Raw genomic sequence first — 24,792 nt, forward strand, 5'->3', positions numbered from 1 at the left:
ATCATACCTAGGAAAAGTAACCGAAATAGACCGAGACCGCAATCGTCGCCCCGAGCATCCCGAACATCATCACCGGGAAAAGCCAGTCTTTCCGCTGCACCTTCATCGGACGGTAAAACGTGCGGGCCTTCGCACCAGTGAATCCTTTCGATTCCATCGCAATCGCTGTTCGTTCCGCTTTCCGTATCGCACCGGCCAGGAGGGGAATCGCGAACCGTTGATACTGAAGAAGTTTTTCCTTCCACGAATCCGGCCGGTTGACCCCGCGGATGCGGTGCGCCGCACGAATCTGTTGGAATTCTGTCTTCAACATCGGGAGAAAGCGATACCCGGCCAGCACGCCGTAAGCGATTTTCGGTGGCAGCTTCAACTGTTGGATCAAACTCAAGATGAAATGGACCATGTTTGTCGTGAAAAGGAACAGCAGCGACAAACTGGCAAACGCAAGGACCCTCAGACCCAGAGCCGTCGCTGTCCAAATGTCTTCCGTTGGGAACTTCATCCCGAGGAATGAAACGGTTTCGGAAGTCGCGGAGGCGGTGTCCGAAAAGACGATCGTCGTCCAGAACATCCCGAAAGCGAACAGAGTGAACGGAATGAAATAATACAGGTAGTATCTTTTTTTGAATGTCCCGAACAGGAAGGTGACAAGGACGGTCCACACGATGTAGAGCAAAGGCGTGACCGGATCGAATACGAAAGCGAGGAGGAAGACGGTACCGATGATCGTCAAAGCTTTGACGGTCGGATTCAAGTCATGAAGAAACATACGCAGTCTCCTCTCGCTTCAAAACGGCTCGCTTCCATTGTTCTCTCGGAGGCAGTTCCAGGTTTTGGTCGGCCAAATCTGGACGAGCCCAGAGTTCTTCCGGCTGACCATCGAAACTGAGTTCGCCTTCGTTCATGACCAGCACTCTTGTCGCGTATTTGTCCACGAGCTCCATATCATGCGTGATCATGACGATCGTCGTCCCGTTTTCATGTTTTTCTTTCAAGAGCGACATCAAATCTGAGGTCGACTTTTCATCCTGCCCGAACGTCGGTTCATCAAGGAAAAGCATACTCTGATCTTCGACAATCATCGTTGCGACACTCAAACGCCGTTTCTGTCCCTGGCTGAGAAGGAAAGGATGCTGATCCTCCAATCCATCCAGCCGGCAGAACTTCAGTGTTTCTTCGACGATCCTGGTCCATTCCGCTTCCTTCATTCCTGCATGCCGGAGACTGAAGGCGACTTCCTCATAGACGGTATCCGTAATGAACTGGTGTTCCGGGTTCTGGAAGACATACCCGATCTCATGCCGCATTTCATTCTCTTTCCATTTCTTCAAGGAGCGGCCGTGCAGGGAAACCGTCCCCTTGCTCGGAGGCTGGATGCCCGCAAGGATTCTCGATAAGGAAGATTTCCCGCTCCCGTTTTCCCCGACGATCGCCACCCATTCCCCCTCATGAAAAGTGACATGGATGTTTTGCAAAATCGACTTCCAGTGCACATCCTCTGCTTTCAACAACACTTTCCCAACAGATTCTGATGGAGGGTTTTCTGGTGAAGCACAGGCCGGCATTTCTCTGATGTGAAGCGGGTAGGGAGGCGTCCATTCCTGTTCCAGAGCTGTCCTTGTTGCGTAATGAAGCTGGATGCCCATCTCATGAATGTCCCGGGCGTAGGTTTTCAAGTGGTCGTGAAGCGGACCATCGTGGGCGATCTCTCCCTTTTCATTGATGATGAGGACCCGTTCCAACAAGTCGAGCCAGCCTTCCAGCTTATGCTCGATGACAAGCAGGGTGAAAGACCGTTGCTCTTTCAAATTTTTCAAAAGATCGATGAATTCCTGCCTCGCCACCGGATCCAAATTCGCTGTCGGTTCATCGAGAATCAGCACTTCAGCCTCCATCGCAAGGATGCAGGCAAGAGCGACTTTCTGCTTCTGACCGCCGGAAAGCTCGGAGATGTTCGCCGTTTTGTAAGCTTCCATCCCGACTGAGCGTAAAGCCGTATCTACTTTTTTTACCATCGATTTATAAGGGGTATTCAAGTTTTCAAGCCCGAAGGCTACTTCATCTTCAACGGTGATCATGCAGAACTGCGTCTCCGGATCTTGGAAAACGACGCCGACATTCTGCGCCATTTCACCGGCGGGGTAGGCGTCGGTCCTCTGTCCTTTCACATGGACTTCTCCCTCCATGGAACCGTCAAGTTCCCTCGGGTAGAGACCGTTCAAACAGTGGGTGAGTGAGCTTTTCCCCGACCCACTCGGACCCAGGATCAGCATGTTTTCTCCTTTTTCGATGGAAAAATTCAGACAGGACAGCACTGGTTTCTGCCTTTCCTCATAATGGAGGGTGAGATCCTCGACGCGTATCACTTCCTGACTCATGCCGCGTGCTTCCTTCGGTGTTCTTTTCCGAGAGCGAAGCTTGAAAGGACACCTGTCTTCGCTAGGGCGTCACTGAGTGCTTTGCCTGCGACACCGGAGATGATGGCGCCGCTGATGATGCGGGTGATGAACATGGCGAGGACGTACCCTGTACTGAGTGCTGCGTAGCCGGAAAGGAAGTAACCCCAGACGAAGCTGAACACCGCAGCCATCACCCCGGCAAGCATGAGGGTGAACAGGTCATAACGCTTGTACCTCGTCATGGCGAAGGCAGACTCTGCCCCGAGCCCCTGGATCATCCCTGAAACAAGAAGCATCGGACCGACCGCATTGCCGAGCAGTACTTCGACCGCGGCCGCAATCGTTTCGGATAAAAACGCAGCACCGGGTTTGCGGATGATGTAAGCGGCGATGATCGATACGATGAACCAGATACCAAAGATGAGATCATAGCCGATCGGTCCGAAAAAGCCGACGAGGATTTTCCCGACCGGAAGGAAGGCCAAGTACACGACCGCAAAGACGACAGATAGGACGGACATGACGACGATTTCTTTCAGTTTCCAGCTGTTCATGAGTGCTCATCCTTATGAGAAGGGCTGTTGGCAGAGACCGTTACGGTCATCACGGTATGAGAAGATCCGCTCGCTTCCGTCTCCCTGAACACATCCTCAAGTCCTGTGAAAATGTCGCGCGTATCCCCGTCGAGGCGGGTGGAATAGTGGGCAGGAGTGACTTCGACGCCTTTTTCTTTCATCGCTTCGATCTGACGGTAAATCGTGTCCATATAATCGCCGCCACCCATCGGATACAGGGAGAACTTCGCCGCAATGCGCTGTTCGATGTCCTTGGATTGTGGCTTGTTCAATACTTCCTCTGATTCATCCATATGGACATCTCCGGACGAATCTCCCGGACAGCCGATGGAAAAAGTCCCTTGAAAAGCGACATGGACGCCCGTTTTCGCAATATGTAACAGAATCGCTTCGGTGACATCGAAGACGTGCTCCATCCGGCCGCGCACCGTCGTTGTGACGTCGTCCGTTTTCATCCACACTTTCGAGCTGTCCACCTCACGTAAGCTCGCTTTGATATAATCCACGAAGTTGTCCGACATCGGGTGCACGGAAAAAGAGCACCCCGCGATTCTTGAAGTTCCACAGTTGTTTTCCATTTCTAATTCCTCCTTTTTTTGAGCACAAAAAAACTGCATCCCACGGGAATGCAGTCTACCAATCATAAAGGAAGAACCAGTCAGGTCCTTGTGAATGACGACCGCACTTCCCCACGCTAGTATTATCTAGTTCGGGTTCCAAGGGTCGGAATTTCTCCTCTCAGCCGCTTCAAGCAGCTCCCCTAGTGCAAAACGCGTATGCAGTTCTTGTCCATTGCTTCCATCGTAGCCGAGAGTCATAGATTTGTAAACCATCTTTTTCTAGAAAATAAAAGGACCGGTTCCCCCAGAGGGCGGACCCGGTCCATGCCTTATGCTTTCGACAAGCGCAACTTCATTACGTTCTGATTTATGAAACAATCAATATACGGTACGCGTTCATAAGGATAATAAGTGACGGAGGTCGGCGTCAATTCCATTAGTTGATACAGGTCCTCCGTGGAAGCCACATCATTCAACACTAATTGGACGTCTTCACCAGTCAACGAGGAGAACTTGGCCGAAGTGTAACCTTCATTTTTCATAAATTGGAGTAAATCCATAGTAGTCTCCTTATTATCTGACCTTGAACATTAAATTTTCCCTGAATAGCAAATCTTGAAACATAAATCTTTAAAAATCAATTGGCGACAACTCTCTAACTGCTATTCTACTATAATAAGAGGTAGGAAGGAAGCAAAGAATTTCGACAATAAAACAGGCGCTTCGCCGCGCCTGTTCGTTCTTCAATAATAAGGGGAAATCATCAAGTAGACGATGACTCCGGTAAGACTGACATACAGCCATAACGGCATCGTCCATCGTGCGATTTTCCGGTGCTTGTCGACCTTCATCGCAAGCCCGCGGAACAATGTAAGCAGGGCAAGAGGCACGATGAGTGCAGCCAGTACGATATGGGTGATCAAAATGAAATAGTAGATCCCAGCAACAATTCCTTCACCGCCGAACGATGTCGACTCCGCCATCGAATGGTACGTCAGGTACGAAACAAGGAAAAGAGCCGTCGACGTGAAAGCAGCGAAAATGAAACGCTTGTGCCATTTCACGTTTTTTCTGATGATCATGAACAGCGCCGCCGTCAGGAAAACGAACGTAAAGGAATTCAAGACCGCATTCAGGAGGGGAAGGAGTTTAATATTGAACCCGAGATCCCCGTCAACATTCGGTAAAAACAATAAGGCCACAACGATAAGGTTAATGGCGATGGAAAGCCCCACGACCCATGGGACGTAATTGAATTTATTCATGGTATCGATCCTTTCTCAAAACTCTTTATATAGAATCCTAGTTAAGTATAAAGAAAGTGAGGGGAGAATGCTATGACAGAAAACGCACAATTTGTCGAATGAGCACATCCGTTTGAAAGATCTCCGGGAATTTGGTCGTAGGCAGGGATGAAAGAAGAAAAGGCGTTGACAAAGAGATGGGGCAAAAGCTCCATCTCTTTTTCGTCGTTCTGGGTGAATGGGCAAACCGATGACGACGAAAACCCATAGGATACTACACAGAAAGGAGGGACTTCTATGTCTGAAAGAAACTTGTTCCTCAGATTCATAGGCACAGGCCTTGAACTTATCGTATCCGGCTTCCTCGCCATCCTCTACACAGCAACACAGGACACAGGCCGCGGATTCGATCCGAACCCCGTCTTTTGGAAAGCCTTCATCATCATCCATGTAGCCCTTCTCATTGTCATTCCGCTACTTGCGAAAGGGAGGACGATCGGCATGCTGTTGACGCACCTCACCATCGAAACGAATTCAGGCAAGCCGCTGAACATCATGCAGATTTTCATCCGTGTCATTCTGGGGTTCGGTCCGGTCATCCTTACCCAGGGAATGTGGTACTGGATTTCATTCGTCACCGGTTTGATGGATTCGAAAGGGAGAGGGTGGAGTGAGATCATCTCTTTTACGACGATCAAATGGAAAGAGCCTCCGTTGGAATAAGAGGCTCAGGCTACCGCGGCTTTCCGGTATCGGAACAGGCGTGCCCCTATAAAAATGAATGTGATCAACACAAGGATCCACATCGCATCACGGTAAGTAGAATAGGATAGGGACTGGATCCAGTCATGATAAAGTTCAAGGGCGAGCCAGCCGATAGGGAAGATTGGTGCCGCTTTTGCATAGGAAGCGTTCAGCACCGCCTTTCCTTCTTCCGTTTTTCCCTTCCTGCCCCAAGTAAAGCGTAAAAGATACACGAGCGTTACTAGGAAGATCGGGGTCAAAAAAAGCCCTCCAAACATCATATTTATTTCTCCTTTCTTATCTATTGGTTTGATCCAAGGATTCACCCAAGGGATTTCTTTGTCTTTTTAGGCTACTGTTAAAGTACTGGCTAAGGTGATATCTACAGTCATGATAATAACCTCAGATAGAGAATCCTAATGAGCAGGAGATCCGTTCGATTTTTCAACAGATTATACGTTCTTTTGAGCTGGAAGGTTTCATGAATTCCTGAATATTCCTGTTTTTTATGGAAAGGAAATCCGGTCCGGGGTAACCAAGTGACAAACGTAAACACGAGGAAGATGATGTTCAAAGTCTTTACTATTAGAAGATAGGCGAATAGTTTAAAAGATTAGGTGATGAACAACGCGTAAGCATGGTTAATGAATACATAAGTATTGCTTTTTATGGTCAGCTATACCATCCCGGATCCTTACGTATACGTTCGACGTTAATCGATCAGAACTAGTGAAACATAAAGCACCTGCATTCTATCAAATTATAGACGCTTAGGCTTTTTTCTATTCCTATCAAGTTCCATTTATCTGCATGATCCAACTGTAGCTGAAGAAGCGGTGGATAATTTTACCTAGTAGGCTGTCGAACAGGCACCCACTACATTCTTGCATACGATGATAGTAAAAAGTATTAAGAGAGTGATAGTATGTATAACAAACAATACAAGGAGTGCTGTAACTATTGTGGATTAGCACTATGCTGCTGCCGATGCGGTCCTCATCCACCTAAATGTTCGAAGCGCTCTAAAGGGTACTTTCTTTGCTGTATGACATGTAAAAAGGGACCGTGCTGTTGCATGTGCCATTTTGGAATACAAAACACTTACCCTTTGTGCCAAGGCTGCAGGCTTCCTGTCTGTTGCTGTAAGAAAGCATCACCATTTCCTCCTAAACCGATTGTATGTCCGCCTTCTAGATTCAAAAAGATATTCATACAGGATGGGCAGGATCAATTTTTAGGGGAACAAGTCCAGAACCAGGCTCAGGCTCATGGAGATCAGGGTGGCCAATTGCAGGGGCCTCAAGTACAGAGGTTAAGACAAGAACATGGAGACCAAGGGAGGGCAAGCGCAAGGTCCTCAACAACAAAGGCTCAGACAGGAACACGGAGATCAGGGAGGGCAGGCCTTAGGTCCTCAACAACAAAGACTTAGACAGGAACACGGAGATCAAGGAGGGCAGGCTTTAGGTCCTCAGCAACAAAGGCTGAGACAGGAACACGGAGATCAGGGAGGGCAGGCTTTAGGCCCTCAGCAACAAAGGCTGAGACAGGACCATGGAGATCAGGGAGGGCAGGCGCAAGGACCTCAACAACAAAGGCTGAGACAGGACCACGGAGATCAAGGGGGCCAGGCGCAAGGACCTCAACAACAAAGATTGAGACAGGAACACGGAGATCAGGGAGGGCAATTGCTGGGCCCTCAAGACCAAAAGCAAAAACAACAACACGGAGATCAAGGGCAAACGCTTGAACCACAGGTCCAGAATCAAGAGCACGGAGATCAAGGGCAAACACTTGAACCGCAGGTCCAGAATCAAGAACATGGTGATCAAGGACAAATCCTTGGGCCGCAGCTTCAGAACCAGGAGCATGGCGATCAGGAACAAGGTCCTCAAATCATCGATGGTCATACCAATACATCACCGCTAAACAACGCTCAATCCATTGATACGTCTGTAAGTGGCGTCACCGTTAATGTGACCACGAACTGTAAGAGTGATATGGAATGTAGTGCAAAGGATGAGTGTGACGAGTGTGATGACTGTGAAAGAAAAGGAAGAAAATGCAAAATGGATAGGAAGTCAAAGAAAAATAAGCGGAAAGGATTGTGTGAAAAGGATTGTGACTGCTGTACGCAGGCGCTGTCCGATTTATTAGATGAGATTCGTATCTCTCAGCAGGCGGATATCTCTGGTAACCCTATCGATATATATTTAACCACGCCTCAAATGGATGGTCCGGTAACCCCTCCAGTGGGAAGTCCAGGTTGGACCATTACAAACGTTGTGGAATGTTCAACTGTAACATTTAAGGACGCAGTACAAGATGCGGTCATTCCAAACACCACCACTCAACTTTGTAAGGTTGCAGGGATTAGTGCTGACAGTACTGCAACTACACCCGAGTTCTTTCAGTTCCTATTAGATCTGGCGAATACGTGTGATAGTGATTCAGATTTAGATTGTGACTGTGACTGCTGTGCGAATGGGATTGGCGAGGGGCTTGCGTGTACCACAAGATTCGGAATTGAAGTAGATGTGAACATTGAAGGTCAGGATAGCCCGATAGAAGAATTATTTGTGAAAAGTATATGTGACTGCTTAGTCTTTTTTGTGGATGATCTGAATGATCCTACGGTTATCTATGTGTTTACTTTATGTTCGGTTACTGGGTACACGGTCCCTACTCAGTCACTAGGATAAACAATGATTAAATCCTTTAAAGCGTAGAAAGTGAAGAAAAAAACATCCCTCTTATGGAGGGATGTTTAATTATGCGAAGAAATCACTGTGGCTTATTTTTTAATTCTTTTGGTCCGATGAATCGTCTTCGGATTTGTTAATTTGGGAAGATAACTGTTCCATAGTCTCATTGAGCTTTTTCATTTGTTCAGACAATCCATGAAGAAGGGCAGGCAGCTCTTCTTTTGCTTCCTGTATAGGTTGCACGTTTTCTTCATTGATGGAGTATTCACGGCCGTTTATTTTAATAGTATTTGATTTTTGTTGCACGCCTGTTTGGTCTGCCATTTTGTTAGCTTCATTGATTTTCTTTTTCAATACATCCTTTTGATCTTTCATCAATTTTTTAAAATCAGAATTGAAACCTCTCATTAGTTTATTGATACCCTCTGTAATTTCTTTCTGCTTTTCTAAAGCTTCATCAACTATTTTGTTTTGATCATTATTCTCATTGGGAGTGTTCTCACTCATAATATCCACCTCTATCATTTTTAGTGTACTTATCCATATTTTATGTCCTGCATAAGAAGGCGTGTGGGTTTTACAGAGTGCGAACTTGGCCGAAGGAATGTAACTTCTAGAAAAGGAAAAAGTACGAATGGGGAGCGTTTGAAACCCGCTCCATTCGTACCTTCTGTTTACTGAGGAGGTCTGTAATTATATTTTAAAGGGTTGAAGACAGTTCCGCCTTGTTCCGCATTTTGGTATCTCTGCTGTTGTTGTCGTGCCAATGCACTTGGATTTGTTCTCGCCTTGTTTCGTTCAGGCTGTTTAGACAACGCAGGTTGAACATTTTGATGTTGTTTCAGAAATTGGTTGTTTGTTGGTGAACCATAACTTTGTGGTCGGGGAGCCTCCTGCTGTTTTATTTGCCTTGTTTCTCTATTTGTCTTCACTGCATTCGCTTGGTTCAGGGTTCGTAGCTTTTCCATTTCTAATTTTAATTTAGCTTCTATCTCTTGTTGTAATCTAGCTTCCATCTCCTGAATGAAAGCCTCTTCGTTCTCACTCAAATCATAGATTAGTTTTTTTACTTCATTGATTTGATTCTCGGAAGTTGTCAACCTTGAGGCAAGTTCTTTGTTGGATTGATTCGTCTGTTCTAACTCCTGTTCTATTTGTTTCATGTAGGATTGTTTAGAGGTAGAGGTCGATTCTTCAAATTGATGGATGAGGTCTCTAAGTTGAATGAATCTTTCGTCGAAATCCAATAACTTTGAATGGATGTCCTGGGTGGTTTCTAATTCCTTTTTCTCATTCTCTGCAATCATGCTGATGTAATAAGATTCTTTCTCTTTAAACGCGAGTATCGTTTTCTTAAGCTCATGGACAAGGTCTTTTTGCTCGGTCAGTTCTTTTTCCAGATGTTCGACCTTCAATTCTAAAGGGCTTTTGTCAGGGGCTTCATCATTCAGGGTCCAAAAGTTCTTGAACACTTCCATCCACGTCCTTTTTGTTTCATTTTCAGATTTTTCATCATCGGAGAATTGTTTTCCGCTGATGGGATATACAGGTAATGCTTCCTCATAAACCCGAGGCTGTGGATTTGAGGAACTGCTAGCGTGAAGTGATTGAATGCTCCGATTTTGTTCAAGAATCGTTGCGTTCAGTTCTTCGATTTTATTTTTATATTTTGTAATGATCCCGTCTTTTTGTCTTAACTTATATCGATATTCTTTGTTTGAAGCACGGAGGAGAAAGAGTTGCTGCTCCAACACTTTTATTTGTCGCTTTAGCATTTCATCCTCATCCTGCCATGTATAGGATAGAGGGAAGAGATGGGGGGAAGAGCGGCTCGGATCTGTTGTTTTAGTTTGTTCAGACATGACATGTTGTTTTTCAAGAGGGGTTCGTTGGATTCGATCCTGCTCCAACTTTTTCAGTTCTTGTAATAGGTCACCAAGCAGCAGCTGCTTTAGTTTGCTATTCCATTCCTGAATTTTTTCGGTTCTCTCTGTCATTTGTTTTTTTATTTGCTGGAGCTTACCGTGGGAGGAGGATAATTGCTTATTCACCGTATGAATCATTTGTTTAAAATTGCTGTTATCATCATTGAAGTTATGGAAAACAATGTTATTTTTCATCCTTCATCCTCCTCAGGTGGTGCATGCTATTATAGATATATGTAGAATTTTGTAAGAAGTGTATCGTGTGGAAAAATGTAAAGGGAGGGAGCGACCCCTGCCCCTTTTCAGCAAGCTGAACCCATATCATTAATCCTCAAACGTAACACAACCTTCTATTTTTAGTTCATCTTCTGGTACATCTGCTCCTTCAGCCTCAATGGTATTCCCGGCGATGTCCGTGAGAGTAAGGGTGTATTCACCAGCATTACCAAGACCAGTATCTATTACAAGCTCAAAAGATACACGGCGATTAAGAAGACTATTATCCTTGAATTTCAACCATCCCTGCCCTGTAACTGTCATAGAAGAGTCTCCGGATTCATCGATATTACAAACTTCAGGTAGATCAAATGTTGTAGCTTTGAATGTAAAGCTGTAATCCGGGTCTCGTGGGGTTCTCAAGTCTTTAAAGGTATAGCGCAGTGTACTTCCAGATAACGTACAGTTATTACAGATATTCGTATGCAATGTCGTCATGTTGTCAATACCATCAGGTGCTCCATTAAAACCGGTAAATGCTACTTCCTGACCAGTCAACATCGTCATCGCCCATGCTTGACAGTCACAGTTTTGACGAGGGAATATATCAGGACATTGCTCTGGAAATGTGATTTCCGGACATTCTACACGGTCTTTAACTTTGATGTCATTTGGACGTGGAGAACAGAATTTGCCCCAGACTTCCAGTTTTACTTCCGCTGCCACCTGTATCTCCTTACAAATCTCCAACTTAAGCTGAACCATATTTCCGAACAGAACCCTTTCGGTTGGTCTGCAGACAATTTGAGTGATTTTACAAGTGATATTGAATTCATTTAAGGGAGCAGGGATGCAGAGCGCATATTCATCTTCGAATTGGATAGGGGTTTCGAAGGTACATAGGAGTTTGTTTTTCGTTTCGTCGAATATTTTAACCGTTACCCATAGTGTCCAAAGGATTCGGACAACTCCAGGAGTACCATTTTCAATTTCAAGGATCTCGCAATCAATCTTCTTTTTCTTAGGATGCCGTCTTTTCTCATTTTCCTTATCACTATGGTCTTTGCAATCCTTGTTCCACTCATTTTTACATTTTTTGCACTAGGGGTCCTTGCATGGCCATGGATGGTGATAGTCCTTGTAATCATGGTTTCCCTTTGGAGGGGAATGAGGAGGATGGGGGTCTTCTTCTATTTCATCTGCTTGTGAAGGGTCATAAAAATCCGGAGCTTCACATTCCACCCTGAGGTTGTGATGTTTTTTTAAAGCTTCCTCGACTTTCTCGCGACACGATTCTTTACAATACGATCCATCCGGGATCACCGTTTTATTCTTATAGGTATTGACGTCGGTCACCCAATCATAAACTTTTTCTACTCGAATACATTCCGGCATGACACTGTTGTTTATTAATCGATCTTGGTTGTTCTGATGATCAGAAGAAGTCATGACAAACACCTCTTTAATGAATTACTTACGATTAGGCTATTCAACTAGTAAAAAAAGGTGTTAGCCTATCTTCCACTTTTGAGACATGAAAAAAAGGAGAGGGGTTCTCTCCTTCAGATGTAAGCAATTAGAACACTGACATTAAAATTTATAAAAAGGGGTTACTTTGATGTTACTCTGAATCACTTGTCATTTGTCACTGCATATATATGAGGGAACTAAGAACAACGATGAGCTCTCGCATTTTATCTATAAATTAGAATGAAAAGGCGATGCGGTTATTAGAAGGAAAGCGATGTTTTCCTTGATTCAAATAGATAAAACCATCGATCGCTATATTGGTCGTTTCAGCAGAGGGACGAAGGACGATTTGGAAGTTACGTAAACCTTCTTCTGTGCCAGGTGGAATCTCCATAGCTTGGATAGGGGCTATCCAATATTCCCCTTTGTCTTTCACTTTTTTCATCCAGTCATCATACACATATCTCCACCCCGTACCTCCGGATTGGTTTTGGACACTCATCGTATCCACCATGGATGGAGGAACGATTTTGCCACTGAAGTCCACGCTGTTCACGGGATCCTTCTTAATACAAATGATCGGATTTTCTAATGTTGCCGTTCCTGTATTTTTTATAATAAAACTTCCATTGATCAGATACTCGTTATCTTCATCCTCTGGTTCTGGGGGGATGACGGTGTAGTCGAAAAATCCTTCTGCTTTCGTTTCTTTTTGAGTCTGGGTGGGTGGAGGTGAAAATGCCTGAGATTCCACACTTTCTTTCCGATCATTCTTGGGATTTTCCACTTTGGATTTAACTTCTTTCTTATCGACTTTTGGTTCCTCTTTTGCGTCTTTCGTGTATCCCTCCAATAAGTTTTTCAACCAGTGTTTTTGTAGGTCTAAAGGAAGGTAAGGAACCGTACTCGTTGTATGTTGGTCCGTATAATATTGCAGGATGGCCCTAGTCAATCCTTCTGAAATGAGGTTCATAAAATCATTCTCTCGTTCATAAGGGGTAGGGATTTTAACGACAAGATACGGAACATCATGCTTATCCTGATGGCTTTTCTTAAACTGTGTCGATCTTGTATCGAGTTTTAATTCTTTGTTCAAGTAATTTTTAAATTTGATGTCTAAGGACGAATGATATTCAATCAGCAGTGCATACTCGTCTGAAACTTCTTTCCGATGGTGGAACTCAATGATTAGATCAGGTTTTATCGATAGATCAGAGTCCAATCGAACGCTGAATCCGAATGATTCTAAACCCCCGTAAAGATCTTCTTTCACCCGTTTAATAGAAGGAGATAATTTTGGATTGCTCGTGGATAGGTCAATGGTGTGCTTCCTTAAAGCAGGCATGAATTCAATTTGTTTATTATCCCGGTGATGGTTTGAACGTAGTCCATGTCTTTCGCAGAACATAGAAAACCCGGATAAGGAAGATTTAGAAAGTCTTCCTATAACGACTCCATCAAATAGAACCTCTGTGAACATGTGCAGCCCTCCCTGTATGGCATGGCAAACCTATTCTCAAAAAATAGTAACCTATGGAAATTTAATAATTTTATAGGCAAAGGTTGATTTATAACAGAAGCGTGTATATCGCCCGTAACAGCGGCAACCTCCTTTCATAATATGTTAGTGCAAATATTATATTGCAGGAAGGATGAATACTATTGTTAGAAAAGCCAATTAAAGGATCGCAACTGACTCCGAACAATGTCCAGGAGGAATGTGTGCGCGTCCAGAAAGTGTACGACTGGGTCGTTGATGCTGTTTCTAGAGATGATCGAATCACTGTGCCTGAAGAATGTCAAGCGGCGATCGATTTAGCTGTTGCAGAGGGGAGAATTCCGCTTGATGTAACATGTGAGGCGCCTGAAGTTCCGCCTTTGTTCCCGCTGATTCCAAAACCACAGCCGGACCCGTCGGGAGATGCATTCTGTGTCATTTCCGCGAACATTGAACGCCCGAAAACGGTTTATGTGGGTGGAGTACCTGTAGAGGTAGCCGTCATTAAAGCTGTATTCCGTGTTTTGCCGACTGTCACGGTCAGAGACAGCAATGGAGATATCATCTGTGAGTTCATGCCGGCCATCACGCAAAGCAAAAAGATTGCTGTATGTCTGCCAGAACCATTGACAAGAGATAATATCCTTTGCCGCATCACTCAAATCACTTGTGATGAGAACTTCCTTGAGGATGCGCCGGGCGGAGAATTGGATCTTCAGCTGGATGTTACGATCTGCTTCGAAATCCAAGTTGAAGCGGAAGTGAAATTAGAGATCTGGGCGAAGTTCTGTCACCCACGTGAGAATGACATCAGAGTTAAAGACCGTGTGGTATGTCCGGAATTCACATTCCCAGAGCAGTGTCCTGATTTGTTCCCTCGTCAGAACTGTGACTGTCAAGCCTGGGCAATGACCATGCAGGAAAACCAATCGGTAACCTTCACTGGTTTTGATGGTAGTGACCAACCAGATGAAAATACGACAAACATGACAACTTTGAATGCAAATATCTGTAATAACTGTACGCTATCAGGAAGTACGCTACGCTATACGTTTAGAGATTTGGATGATTCAGATTCGGTTGATTATAGTTTCACATTCAAAGCCAAGACTTTTGATCAGCCAACGTGTACCGACGATGACCCTGCTGTCCCAGTAGCAATGACAATTACTGGTCAGGGATGGTTGAAATTCCAAGACGAAACAAATAACCTTCTCAATCGACGAGTGAATTACACACTTGAAATTCAGAATGGCGAATATATGCTTACTTTAACGGATGTCTCTGGAAATACAATCGTTGCACTAGGAGAAACTGTACCAGAAGATGAACTGAAAGTAGAAGATTGTGTTACTTTCCAGGATCTTGATTAAGAATTAAATGATCAGTAAAGGTGCGAAAAATATTCGCACCTTTTTATTATTTAGAAGAAATGCAAAATTAAGGATTATATAAAATAGTCACTATTTAGATCTTATATGATAATCATCTAAGGTTAATAGATCGGAAACAGCCTTTTATTCAAGTGTTCAATCGATAAATCACCACAAAGATTACTACATAGCAAAGAATGATTGAAATGAACGGCAAAAAGCCTCCGGTAAACATCTCCAGAGCATAGCCCCCATGTGCTCAAAAGGACGGAGCACAACAACCTCTGTCCTTTTCACCCCCCTTTTTCTTCAGTTTGAGTACTTCGTTCCTTCCATTTAATAGAAGGAAATGAATCCTGATTTATCTTGGATAGATCGATGGTATGTTTCCTTAAAGCAGGGACGAATTCAATTTTATTCTTATCTTGGTCATGTTTCGAACGCAGTCTCTGTTTATCACAGAACATAGAAAACCCGGACACGGAAGAATGAGAGAGTCTTCCTATAACCTCTCCGTCAAATAGAACCTCAGTGAATATGTGCAGCCCTCCCTGAATTGCGTGGCAAACCTATTCTCGAAAAATAGTAACTTATGGAAATAAAATAATTTTATAGGCAATGGTTGATTTAGAACAGAGTCGTGTATAACGCACGTAACAGCGACACCCTCCTTACATAATATGTTAATGAAAATATTGTATTGCAGGAAGGATGAATACTATTGTTAGAAAAGCCAATTAAAGGATCGCAACTGACTCCGAACAATGTTCAGGAGGAATGTGTGCGCGTCCAGAAAGTTTATGACTGGGTCGTCGACGCTGTTTCCAGAGATGATCGAATCACTGTGCCTGAAGAATGTCAAGCTGCTATCGATTTAGCTGTGGAAGAGGGGAGAATTCCGCTTGATGTAACATGTGAAGCGCCTGAAGTTCCGCCTTTGTTCCCGCTGATTCCAAAACCACAGCCGGACCCGTCGGGAGATGCGTTCTGTGTCATTTCCGCGAACATTGAACGTCCGAAAACGGTCTATGTGGATGGAGTACCTGTAGAGGTAGCTGTCATTAAAGCTGTATTCCGAGTTTTGCCGACTGTCACGGTCAGAGACAGCAATGGAGATATCATCTGTGAGTTCATGCCGGCTATCACGCAAAGCAAAAAGATTGCTGTTTGTTTGCCAGAACCATTGACAAGAGATAATATCCTTTGCCGTATTACTCAAATCACTTGTGATGAGAACTTCCTTGAGGATGCGCCGGGCGGAGAATTGGATCTTCAGCTGGATGTTACGATCTGCTTCGAAATCCAAGTCGAAGCGGAAGTGAAACTAGAGATCTGGGCGAAGTTCTGTCATCCACGTGAAAATGACATCAGAGTCAAAGACCGTGTGGTATGTCCGGAATTCAGATTCCCAGAGCAGTGTCCTGATTTGTTCCCGCGTCAAAACTGTGACTGTCAAGCATGGGCTATGACCATGCAGGATAACCAAATGGTTACCCTTACCGGTACAGCTGGTAGCGTATCCCCGATGCCGAACATGACAACCTTGCACGCTAATATCTGTAATAACTGCACGCTCGCTGGAAGTACTCTTCGTTATACGTTCAAGGATTTACAAGATACAGGTGCAAACGATGTTGATTACAGTTTCACATTCAAAGCCAAGTCCTTTGATCAGCCGGAATGTGACGACACAGACCCTACAGCCCCTGTAATGACAATTACTGGTCAGGGATGGCTGAAATTTGATGACGAAACTAATAATCTCCTTAATCGACGAGTGAATTACACACTTGAAATTCAAAATGGGGAATATATGCTTACTCTTACGGATGTCGCTGGAAACACAGCTGTAGCAACAGGAACATCTGTACCGGCAGACGAGCTTATAGTTGAGGATTGCGTTACTTTCCAGGATCTTGATTAAAAAGTTAAAGGATAAGAAAGGTGCAAAATTTATTCGCACCTTTTCTTGTTAAAAGAATGCACTTAATAAAAAACATTGGGTAAAAAGAATGATTCTACATATTAAACACAATGTAGATGTTATACGAAAACCACTTAAGATTAATAGACCGGAAACAACCTTTCATTCAAGTCTTCAATTGATAAATCTCCACAAAGATGGCTGCATAGTAAAGAATGATTGAAATGAATAGCGAAAAGTCTCCTGTAAACATCTCCAGACATAGCCTTCATGTGCTCAGAAGGATGGAGTACTAACACCTCAGTCTTTTTCACCCCTTTCTTTTTCAGTTTAAGTACTTCGTTTCTTCCATCTAATAAAACACATTTCACAGGAATCGGAGGATATGACGCTATAAAAATCTTTTCATTAACTACCTCGGCTGTTGAACTGTCTGGAAAAAGCTTCAGTGAAGGATCAAGACGATTCAGCGGTATTTCTTCCGGTTCAATGTTATTTTTTTCTGTAAGGTATCGTGCTTTGGAGAGGCTCCATTTCATTTTATAAAAGTCATTATTCCCGACCGGTACCTTAATTTCAATTTGTGGGGATTTATCGACTATAAAAGGAGAGTTTTCAGCCTCCTTTAATTGATGCTTGTAATAGGCCAGAATATCTTCAAGGTTTGAAGGGGTGTGTACGATCTTCCGTCCATTCTGCCGGAGGAGCTTTTTCATATATTCAACAGACAAGAACTCATCCAATTTATAAATGTCCTGCATGATCTCACTCCTTTACTAATAAAACGTTCTACAATTATATGAAGGAAAAATTCCGCATATGATTTTCATGAAAATTTGTCAGAACAGAGGGATATGTCCATCCCTTATCCTATGCCGGTGAATAAGATAATCATAGGAAGGTTTATTAAAGAAGAACTCACAGAAGCACGAAACAACCTGCATCGAATTATAATGAAGTAAACCTTTTCATACACTCTGAATTTGAAGAAAGGGAGTGGACTTTTGACACCAGAAGATTTCAATGAACTCTTCCAGAAACGCAGAAGAGTTCCTGCAGGTCGAAACAGAACCCAAAAGAAACCCAGGCAACTCTCCACAACGCAACCAACAAGAAAAAAAGGGGGCTGCGGCTGCGGAAGAAGAAGCTGATAGCGGTCGGGTGATTTATATTCATCACCAGTGTTATGAAAAAATGATTGCCCATTGCCGACGAGAACTGCCTTTTGAGGCATGCGGACTTTTTTTCTGGAAGCGATGGCCGTAATCACACCCATTGGGAAATGGAGAGCATTGTAAAAAGCCCCGTTTCCTTTGAAATGGATGTTAACGAAATTAGAGAAGTGTTTAGGTGGATGGATCGTAATGATGAAACGTTGACAGGGATCTATCACTCTCATCCAACAGCAGCACCACATCCTTCCGTGGACGATATAAGGAACGCCTATTATCCAAATGCTGCTTATTTCATCGTATCCTTCGCTTATAAAGAACCTGTAGTCAAATGCTTTTATATTCGGGATGCTAAGGTGATCCCGCTAATCATAAAACCATATTAATACGTTTAACCTGTTAGGCCTGAAGTTTGGAAAGCTTCAGGCTTTTTACGTTCTTTGAAAGCTGGAATTCTTCATGTTTATTTTTCTGAGACATAAAATTGAGTAGAGGAATGGAGCGATGAAGATGAATAAACCTGGTGAAGAACAACAAGGGGGATGGCAGGATGAAGAGGAGAACTCAGGTTTCTTCTACAAGTAAAATGTCCCACATGGAGCTTCAGCAATTGGTCATCCATTTAAAGTCTGAACTTTCCAGATATAAAACGAAGGAAATAGATCATCAAACGATGAATCAGACCGTTGAAAAAATAACAAAGGAGAACAAGCAGCTTCTTCACGAAATTCAGAAGTTAAGAGGAATCATCGGTGATGGGAATGATGGAAACTGGGCGATGAAGTTAGTGGAGAAAAACAATCGTTTAACGAAAGATGTTGCTGCACTGAAGCGTGAAATTCAAGAAAAAGAGAGTGCTCATCAAACTTTGACCGACACACTTGAAGATGTGAATTATCAATATATAAAGGCATTAAAGGATAAGGAGCGGCTGAAAGATCAGCAAAGAGAATTAAAGAACCAACTCGCCGACTTGAAGGAAGTTCAAGCTGAACATACAAGAGAGATGGAGGATGCAACTAGCGAATTAGTCAAACAAAGGAGTGAAAATACCGCATGGAAAGTGAAAGGGTCGCTTTTGGAAAAAGAACTGGGAGTATTGAAAAAAGAGTATGAAGCGGTTCTAGATGAAAATCATGAGCAGAACAGCAGGATAATTCAATTACAAGAAGACCATGAAAAGTTAAGTCAAAAGATGGAAGAACAAGCGAACATGGACGTTCAATATAAAGAAAACATACAGCGGTACATGATGCGTGAACAGCAGTTAGAACGTGAGGTTGATCAGTTAAGAGAAGCCTCCAATCAAGATAAAGCGCACTTGGAGGAAAGTCTACAAAAACAAAGGGAAGAGAATGAAAGATTACAAAATGATAGAAAGCAATATAAAACGGAAGTGTCAAAAACAAAAGAGAAATATGAAACGCTTCTTACACAAAATGCAAAGCACCAACAAACGTTGAAAGAAGAGCAACAGGAAAAAGATGAGCGGGGTAGCAGGATTAATGAATTGGAAAAACAGTTGGATCAGCAAACACAGGCCTTTTCTCAAAAGGAGAAAGCCTTTCACCAAGAGATCTGTGAGTGGGAAGATACGGTCAATCATTTGAAGAAACAGCACCATGATGCCATGGAAATGCAAAACAACCAAAGGAACAACGAAATCGAATCCTTACAAATAAAAATAGAGGAACTCGAGGAGGAGTATCAGAAGTTAAATCAAGCATACGAGGGACTGGTTGCAGACAGTGATAAGCAGCAGAACTCGTTCAAAGAACTGAAAGATAAAAATGAAAAGTTAACCAATGAATGGAATCTCGCAATGAAGAGGAAACAGGAGTTAGAAGATCACCTGCTTCAAATGTCTACCAGAGAACAGAAGTTGCACCAAGATCTTAAACTTTACAAGGAGAAAACAGCTGAATTAGAAAAACAAAAGAAGATTTTTCTGAGCAAAGATGGAGGGACTAAACATCAGTTGGTGAAACATTTGGTAGCGGATCTGGACGCATTTCAAATGAAAACAATAGAAGAGCAGGAAACTATCCAAGAGTTAGAGTCAGAGATCAGTAAGTTGCAAAAAGAGATTACTCTCTTGAAGGAATAGTTTAAGATGTCGGTCACCCTTGTCCCTGACTAAGAGTTTTTGATCTGCTATATAGACACCTGCATTGTACGTATCCGTACAATGCAGGTGTTTTTTTGCATGTCATCGCTTGATCCTTCTATCATTTCTTTCGTTAGGTGGAAGCCGTTCCCATTCCATATTATAGAGCATCTATTAACTATAAGTACTTATCGTGAAGACGAATGTAAATGAAAGAAGGAGAAAGGATCATGGTTAATATTAATTTTAATTTTGTCGGTCCACAGCTTCAGATCTTTGAAGTTCCTGATAATGTGTGCAGGGTTACTATACAAGCAATCGGTGCAAGAGGTGGGAATACAGGTCCGAATGAAGGTGGAGCCGGAGCTTCCTTAAAGGGCGATTTTACTGTAACTCCAGGTGAGATACTGTCTGTATTGGTCGGAGAAGCAGGAATGGATACAAATGCATCTGGTGCTGGAGGAGGCGGTGGATCTTTTGTATGGCGAGGAAGTGGCTACGGTGCTTTAAATAACTCCAGTCTTCTTCTTGCTGCTGGAGGCGGAGGGGGTGCAGGAGTACGAACCCCAGGGAAGTCTGGCTCGATCATTGCGGATGGATTGCCAGGTTTTAATGGGGGAGATGATGATGGAGGAGAAGCTGGAGAAGGTGGTACCAGTCTTAACGGTGGTCCTGGTGGCGCTGGTGGCGGTATTGGTAGTGGCGACGGTATGATGGGTGGACCAGGCTTTGGAGGCGGAGGAGGCGGTGCCGGAGGATCGAATGTTGATGGTGGCGGAGGCGGAGGAGCTGGTGTCAGCGGTTTTGGAGGCGAAGGTGGAGATGGGGGATTCTTTGCGTTTGGTCGCGGAGGCGAAGGTGGCCAATCCATCGTAAATGGAGGAGCAGGAGGACCAGGCGGAAGCGGTGATGATGGTGCTGGAGGAAACGGTGGTTTTGGTGGCGGTGCAGGCGGTGGAGGAGATGGAAATAGTTTAGATGATGGTGGTGGCGGTGGTGCTGGAGGATTCGCAGGCGGCGGAGGCGGCGGAGGTAATGGCGGAGGCGGTGGTGGTGCCGGATCTTATAATGCCGGTGATAACCCAGAGAATGTAATCGGTGTCGGTACAGGAAATGGCTTGGTAGTCATCACGTTTTCGGCTGAGCCCCCAACCATCCAATGTCCAGATAATATCACCGTTGAAAAGGATTCTGGCGAGTGTGGAGCCTTTGTTTTTTACCCGGATCCAATCGTTCAGGATGACTGTCCTGCAACGTTCTCATGCGATCCTCCATCAGGAAGCTTCTTTCCAATAGGTACGTCGGTTGTGGAGTGTATCGCGATAGATGTGTTCGGAAATACAAGCGAGCCGTGTACGTTTGAGATAACTGTGACCGATACAGAACCACCTATGATCACTTGTCCCAATGATATTACAGATGCTGTCTATGAAGGGGCAGGTGGTAAGGTTGTCTTTTACCCGGATCCAGATGTCAGTGATAATTGTTCCACTGTTACATCTGTCTGTACGCCCGCATCGGGATCATTCTTCCCTGTAGGAACCACTGTGGTCACATGCACAGCGACAGACGCTTCTGGAAATACATCTACATGTACGTTTACCATAACTGTAGTAGAACTCCCAGTCGCTTGTATTCGAACTATAAAAGTGTATGACTGGCTCGTAGACTTCGTTTCCCGTGATGACAGAGTTGAAGTTCCAAGTGACTGTCAGGAGGTTATCGATGCCCTGCCAGAGGCCAGTTTTCCACTAGCTGTCACCTGTACGCCACCAGAAGTACCAGGAGCATTCCCTTTGATATCGAACTCGGAGTCTGAAGAAGATGCGTTTTGTATCATTTCTTCAAATATCGAGCGGAGGACATTCAATGTTGGAGGCACAGATGTCGAGCTTGCGATTATCAAAGCGGTATTTCGTGTGTCCTCAACCGTTTCCATAACTGATGCTAACGGAAATAACGTTTGTACTTTCACTCCCACAATCACGCTATCCAAGAAACTTGCTGTCTGTTTACCAGAACCTTTGACCAGGGATAACATTCTCTGCCGGATCACCCAGGTGACCTGTGATGAGAACTTCCTGGAGGATCCTCCAGGTGGAGACTTGGATTTGCAGCTGGATATTACCGTCTGTTTTGAAATTCAAGTCGAGGCAGAGGTGAAACTGGGCATCTTAGAAAAGCTATGTCAGCCGCGTCCAAATGATATTGATATCAGTTTGAATACAGTTTGTCCGACCTTTGAATTCCCAAGGCAATGTGAGACTGTGTTCCCAAGACCTCATGTAAGTCCACAACGTGTTCAACCTTCTGAAATGCCTCCGTGGCAACCTCTTAAAGAGGACCCAGACGGTTCTTCTGATGGAAGATAATCTTTGACTATTAGATACAATCGGTGATCTTATCGGAAGCCAACCAGAGTTGAGAAAGCCTGACCCCATCGAGTTCATGCATTACATGACCAAGGGGCAGGTCCTTTTTTTTATGATTTGATATAAGTGTTCATCTTTAAAAAGATTATGGAATACAAAAAAGACAGAAAACTCCTTCACTTCATTTACGAAGCAATCTTGAGATGGTAAAATTTATCATTGTAAAGAACTAAAGAATATAAAGGAGAGAGGATTATGGGGAACGATCTACTCTATGCAAAATCATATTTTGAGAGGCTGCCGGAACTTGGAGATTTGGCACCAGAAGCGTTCAAAACTTTTGTAGCATTCGATAAAAAAGCGCTCGAACCAGGAAAGCTTAATGGGAAATTAAAGGAATTAATCGCTGTAGCGGTTGCTCATGTGACAGGATGCCCTTATTGCATCGATTTGCATGTGAAAAATGTGAAAAAGCAGGAAGCGACAAAAGAAGAAGTTTCAGAAGCAATCCTTGTAGCGACAGCGCTTAAAGCGGGTTCATCCATCGCACACAGTGTAAATGCGTTGAATACATACGATGAAAAAGGCGACGATGCTTTATACAAAGCCTCTTACTTCAGCCGTCTTAAAGAACTTTCCAACCTTCATAGAGATGCCTTTCATGCGTTTGTCGATTTTGATCAGCAATCCATGAAAGAGGGAGCGATTTCCGCTAAAGATAAAGAACTCATTGCCGTAGCTGTCGCCCATACAACAGGCTGTCCTTACTGCATCGATGTTCATACGAAAGGTGCGAAGAAGCAGGGAGCTTCTAAAGAGGAGGTAGCTGAAGCCATTTTTGTTGCCACGGCTTTAAAAGCAGGTTCGGCTCTAGCTCACAGTGTGAATGCTTTAAATTCCTACGATGATGAATAAAAAGAATGTGGGATAAGCAATGATAAGTTTCCAGAAACAGAGGCGATTCCTTAATCAAGGAATCGCCTCTATTACATATAAGTGAGCGGTGTATCGAAGTGGGGGGGAACACACTTTTTTTAAGATGAATGTTTCTAAATCCCTGGTTATTCCCGCTTATTAGACCTTCATTTACCAGTTTACTTCTAAAGCCGTTGTGATAACATATACATAAATAGAACAAGCGTTCGCATATATGTTAAGGGATGTGATTGTAAATGAATGGAGTATTGAGAAGGGCTTTAGAGGAGAAGCAAAAACTGGAATTCATCTATATGGCTGACGAAGGGAAGATCTCACAGAGGGTCATCCGTGTTGTATCCATCAAAGAGGAGACCGTCCTGGCTTATTGTTATACACGTAAGACTGTTCGGACATTCAAGCTTGCCAATATTTTGTCTGTAACTCCTTATAAAGAGAGCAAGCGGTATAAAAGGACCCCTTGAAATCAAGTCTTCAAAAAAGGAGTAAATGTCTGTGTGCTCTAATGGAGGTACATGATGAGAGATGCCAGCAACAAAATAAAGAAGTTATTTATATGAATATAGAAAAAGAACCACAGTAATAGTGGTTCTTTAGTCTCTCATGGATCCAGCTTCACGGGATGTCATGGCCCCAATACCTGCGCTTACATCCTTTTGAATTTCCTGCTTTACTTTTTGTGGGTCTGTCCCGGAATGACCTGGATCCACCACTGATTTAGGATTCCCTATACTTCCTTGTCCAACCTCAGTTCCTGCCTTTGTCTGTTTCTTTGCCACTACCAATCACCTCCATACTTGTAGGTTTAGCCATAACTCAAATATTAATCGGGTAATAGTCCTGATAAAAGTGCTTGCCCCACGCTTTGATTAAGAGTTAACGCGGTGGAAGTCATTTTTTTGAGGTTCTATTAGCCAAATAGAGGACACAAATCGAGCGTCTTGAACGTTTGGTTTGTGTCCTTTTAACTACATAAGGAAGGAATTGGGTTTATTATATCGAATTGAATTAAATTAATATAACCATTTCAAAGGAAGTGAAAAATGTCTTTACCATCAGGGTGCAGGTATTGGTATGCTGACGAAAAGGTAAATGCAGTCATGGATGAAAGTGAAGAGTATAGGTACCTTTTGAAATGTGAATGGGATGATCATAAAGAAGGGGTAACCTTTGTCATGTTAAACCCTAGTTATGCAGATACAAAGATCTGTGATCGTACGATAAATAGATGTGTGGGGTTCTCCAGGTCATGGGGTTATGGAAGAATGAATGTTGTGAATTTATTTGCCCTTAGATCGAAAAATCCAGAATACCTTAAAAGCCACCCCGATCCAATCGGAAACGAAAACGACCGTTACATTTTGGAAGCTGCTTATGATTCGGAATTATTAATTTTTGCATGGGGAGAAAACCATTGTTCCATAAAAAATAGGGATAAGGAAGTTCAAGTTATTTTATCTATGTATAAACCTCATTGTATTAAGAAAACAGCTAACGGGAAACATCCAAGACACCCTTTGTTTTTGAGAAGAGATTTATATCCAATTCCTTTTTAAAAGAAAGAATCCTTAC

25 protein-coding genes and 1 riboswitch are annotated in these 24,792 nt (G+C 43.6%); of the genes, 11 read left to right on the forward strand and 14 right to left on the reverse strand.

Features of this window, described 5'->3' with window-relative positions; genetic code table 11:
- Positions 1-7: 7 nt before the first annotated feature.
- The 6 genes from LC065_RS13215 to LC065_RS13240 all read right to left on the reverse strand — a co-directional run bounded on the left by LC065_RS13215 (position 8) and on the right by LC065_RS13240 (position 4,799).
- Positions 8-769: an energy-coupling factor transporter transmembrane component T family protein gene (locus LC065_RS13215; RefSeq protein ID WP_306163465.1), complete on the reverse strand. Its 762-nt coding sequence runs from the start codon at positions 767-769 to the stop codon at positions 8-10.
- Positions 756-2,378: an ABC transporter ATP-binding protein gene (locus LC065_RS13220; RefSeq protein WP_226590270.1), complete on the reverse strand. Its 1,623-nt coding sequence runs from the start codon at positions 2,376-2,378 to the stop codon at positions 756-758. The genes LC065_RS13215 and LC065_RS13220 overlap by 14 nt, the downstream gene beginning before the upstream one ends.
- Entirely contained in the window at positions 2,375-2,953 is a 579-nt protein-coding gene (locus LC065_RS13225; RefSeq protein ID WP_226590268.1) for an ECF transporter S component, read from the reverse strand. The genes LC065_RS13220 and LC065_RS13225 overlap by 4 nt, the downstream gene beginning before the upstream one ends.
- Positions 2,950-3,552: a Ykof family thiamine-binding protein gene (locus LC065_RS13230; RefSeq protein ID WP_226590266.1), complete on the reverse strand. Its 603-nt coding sequence runs from the start codon at positions 3,550-3,552 to the stop codon at positions 2,950-2,952. The genes LC065_RS13225 and LC065_RS13230 overlap by 4 nt, the downstream gene beginning before the upstream one ends.
- Positions 3,553-3,643: 91 nt before the next feature.
- Positions 3,644-3,746: riboswitch (TPP riboswitch) on the reverse strand.
- 117 nt (positions 3,747-3,863) lie between these two features.
- Positions 3,864-4,094, reverse strand: coding sequence for a hypothetical protein (locus tag LC065_RS13235; RefSeq protein WP_226590263.1), 231 nt, complete (start codon positions 4,092-4,094; stop codon positions 3,864-3,866).
- Between the two features lie 183 nt (positions 4,095-4,277).
- Positions 4,278-4,799 carry a DUF420 domain-containing protein gene (locus LC065_RS13240; RefSeq protein ID WP_226590261.1) on the reverse strand — a complete coding sequence of 174 codons (522 nt, stop codon included), beginning with the start codon at positions 4,797-4,799 and terminating at the stop codon, positions 4,278-4,280.
- A 276-nt stretch (positions 4,800-5,075) separates the two neighbouring features.
- On the opposite strand from LC065_RS13240, the gene LC065_RS13245 reads away from it, so the two are divergent.
- Positions 5,076-5,501 carry an RDD family protein gene (locus tag LC065_RS13245; protein ID WP_226590259.1) on the forward strand — a complete coding sequence of 142 codons (426 nt, stop codon included), beginning with the start codon at positions 5,076-5,078 and terminating at the stop codon, positions 5,499-5,501.
- 5 nt (positions 5,502-5,506) lie between these two features.
- On the opposite strand, the gene LC065_RS13250 is transcribed toward LC065_RS13245, so the two are convergent.
- Complete coding sequence (locus LC065_RS13250; RefSeq protein WP_226590257.1) at positions 5,507-5,803, reverse strand: hypothetical protein; 297 nt, start codon at positions 5,801-5,803, stop codon at positions 5,507-5,509.
- Positions 5,804-6,847: 1,044 nt separating this feature from the next.
- Between LC065_RS13250 and LC065_RS13255 the strand changes: the two genes are divergently transcribed.
- Positions 6,848-8,224 carry a hypothetical protein gene (locus LC065_RS13255; RefSeq protein WP_306163466.1) on the forward strand — a complete coding sequence of 459 codons (1,377 nt, stop codon included), beginning with the start codon at positions 6,848-6,850 and terminating at the stop codon, positions 8,222-8,224.
- Between the two features lie 99 nt (positions 8,225-8,323).
- Here LC065_RS13255 and LC065_RS13260 read toward each other — a convergent pair whose 3' ends face one another.
- From LC065_RS13260 to LC065_RS13280, 5 genes are all read right to left on the reverse strand, one after another.
- Positions 8,324-8,734, reverse strand: a complete 411-nt coding sequence (locus tag LC065_RS13260) for a hypothetical protein (protein ID WP_226590253.1) — start codon at positions 8,732-8,734, stop codon at positions 8,324-8,326.
- Between the two features lie 167 nt (positions 8,735-8,901).
- On the reverse strand, positions 8,902-10,347 hold the full coding sequence (locus tag LC065_RS13265) for a coiled-coil domain-containing protein (RefSeq protein ID WP_226590251.1): 1,446 nt from the start codon (positions 10,345-10,347) through the stop codon (positions 8,902-8,904).
- Positions 10,348-10,476: 129 nt separating this feature from the next.
- Positions 10,477-11,094 (reverse strand): hypothetical protein, encoded by a 618-nt coding sequence (locus LC065_RS13270; RefSeq protein ID WP_306163467.1) that lies wholly within the window; start codon positions 11,092-11,094, stop codon positions 10,477-10,479.
- Positions 11,095-11,469: 375 nt separating this feature from the next.
- Positions 11,470-11,817, reverse strand: coding sequence for a hypothetical protein (locus LC065_RS13275; protein ID WP_306163468.1), 348 nt, complete (start codon positions 11,815-11,817; stop codon positions 11,470-11,472).
- Between the two features lie 256 nt (positions 11,818-12,073).
- Positions 12,074-13,318, reverse strand: a complete 1,245-nt coding sequence (locus LC065_RS13280) for a hypothetical protein (protein WP_226590247.1) — start codon at positions 13,316-13,318, stop codon at positions 12,074-12,076.
- A gap of 182 nt (positions 13,319-13,500) precedes the next feature.
- On the opposite strand from LC065_RS13280, the gene LC065_RS13285 reads away from it, so the two are divergent.
- On the forward strand, positions 13,501-14,709 hold the full coding sequence (locus LC065_RS13285) for a BMQ_0737 family morphogenetic spore coat protein (RefSeq protein WP_226590245.1): 1,209 nt from the start codon (positions 13,501-13,503) through the stop codon (positions 14,707-14,709).
- 721 nt (positions 14,710-15,430) lie between these two features.
- Complete coding sequence (locus LC065_RS13290) at positions 15,431-16,633, forward strand: BMQ_0737 family morphogenetic spore coat protein (protein ID WP_226590242.1); 1,203 nt, start codon at positions 15,431-15,433, stop codon at positions 16,631-16,633.
- Between the two features lie 140 nt (positions 16,634-16,773).
- Here the strand turns inward: LC065_RS13290 and LC065_RS13295 are convergent, their stop codons facing one another.
- Positions 16,774-17,394 (reverse strand): hypothetical protein, encoded by a 621-nt coding sequence (locus tag LC065_RS13295; protein WP_226590241.1) that lies wholly within the window; start codon positions 17,392-17,394, stop codon positions 16,774-16,776.
- 262 nt (positions 17,395-17,656) lie between these two features.
- Between LC065_RS13295 and LC065_RS13300 the strand changes: the two genes are divergently transcribed.
- The 6 genes from LC065_RS13300 to LC065_RS13325 all read left to right on the forward strand — a co-directional run bounded on the left by LC065_RS13300 (position 17,657) and on the right by LC065_RS13325 (position 23,684).
- On the forward strand, positions 17,657-17,899 hold the full coding sequence (locus LC065_RS13300; RefSeq protein WP_306163469.1) for a hypothetical protein: 243 nt from the start codon (positions 17,657-17,659) through the stop codon (positions 17,897-17,899).
- Between the two features lie 16 nt (positions 17,900-17,915).
- Positions 17,916-18,191: a M67 family metallopeptidase gene (locus LC065_RS13305; RefSeq protein WP_371933456.1), complete on the forward strand. Its 276-nt coding sequence runs from the start codon at positions 17,916-17,918 to the stop codon at positions 18,189-18,191.
- Positions 18,192-18,355: 164 nt separating this feature from the next.
- On the forward strand, positions 18,356-19,912 hold the full coding sequence (locus tag LC065_RS13310; protein ID WP_226590237.1) for a hypothetical protein: 1,557 nt from the start codon (positions 18,356-18,358) through the stop codon (positions 19,910-19,912).
- Positions 19,913-20,142: 230 nt separating this feature from the next.
- The gene (locus LC065_RS13315; protein ID WP_264187712.1) at positions 20,143-22,284 is read left to right on the forward strand and encodes a BMQ_0737 family morphogenetic spore coat protein; all 2,142 of its coding nucleotides are present in this window, start codon (positions 20,143-20,145) and stop codon (positions 22,282-22,284) included.
- A 255-nt stretch (positions 22,285-22,539) separates the two neighbouring features.
- Positions 22,540-23,199, forward strand: a complete 660-nt coding sequence (locus LC065_RS13320) for a carboxymuconolactone decarboxylase family protein (RefSeq protein ID WP_226590235.1) — start codon at positions 22,540-22,542, stop codon at positions 23,197-23,199.
- A gap of 257 nt (positions 23,200-23,456) precedes the next feature.
- Positions 23,457-23,684: a WYL domain-containing protein gene (locus LC065_RS13325; RefSeq protein ID WP_226590234.1), complete on the forward strand. Its 228-nt coding sequence runs from the start codon at positions 23,457-23,459 to the stop codon at positions 23,682-23,684.
- 129 nt (positions 23,685-23,813) lie between these two features.
- Here the strand turns inward: LC065_RS13325 and LC065_RS13330 are convergent, their stop codons facing one another.
- The gene (locus LC065_RS13330) at positions 23,814-23,999 is read right to left on the reverse strand and encodes a hypothetical protein (RefSeq protein ID WP_226591700.1); all 186 of its coding nucleotides are present in this window, start codon (positions 23,997-23,999) and stop codon (positions 23,814-23,816) included.
- 264 nt (positions 24,000-24,263) lie between these two features.
- Between LC065_RS13330 and LC065_RS13335 the strand changes: the two genes are divergently transcribed.
- Positions 24,264-24,776, forward strand: a complete 513-nt coding sequence (locus tag LC065_RS13335) for a DUF1643 domain-containing protein (protein ID WP_226590232.1) — start codon at positions 24,264-24,266, stop codon at positions 24,774-24,776.
- Positions 24,777-24,792: the final 16 nt, after the last annotated feature.

The sequence above is a fragment of the Halobacillus litoralis genome, assembly GCF_020524085.2.
Lineage (GTDB): Bacteria > Bacillota > Bacilli > Bacillales > Halobacillaceae > Halobacillus > Halobacillus litoralis_E.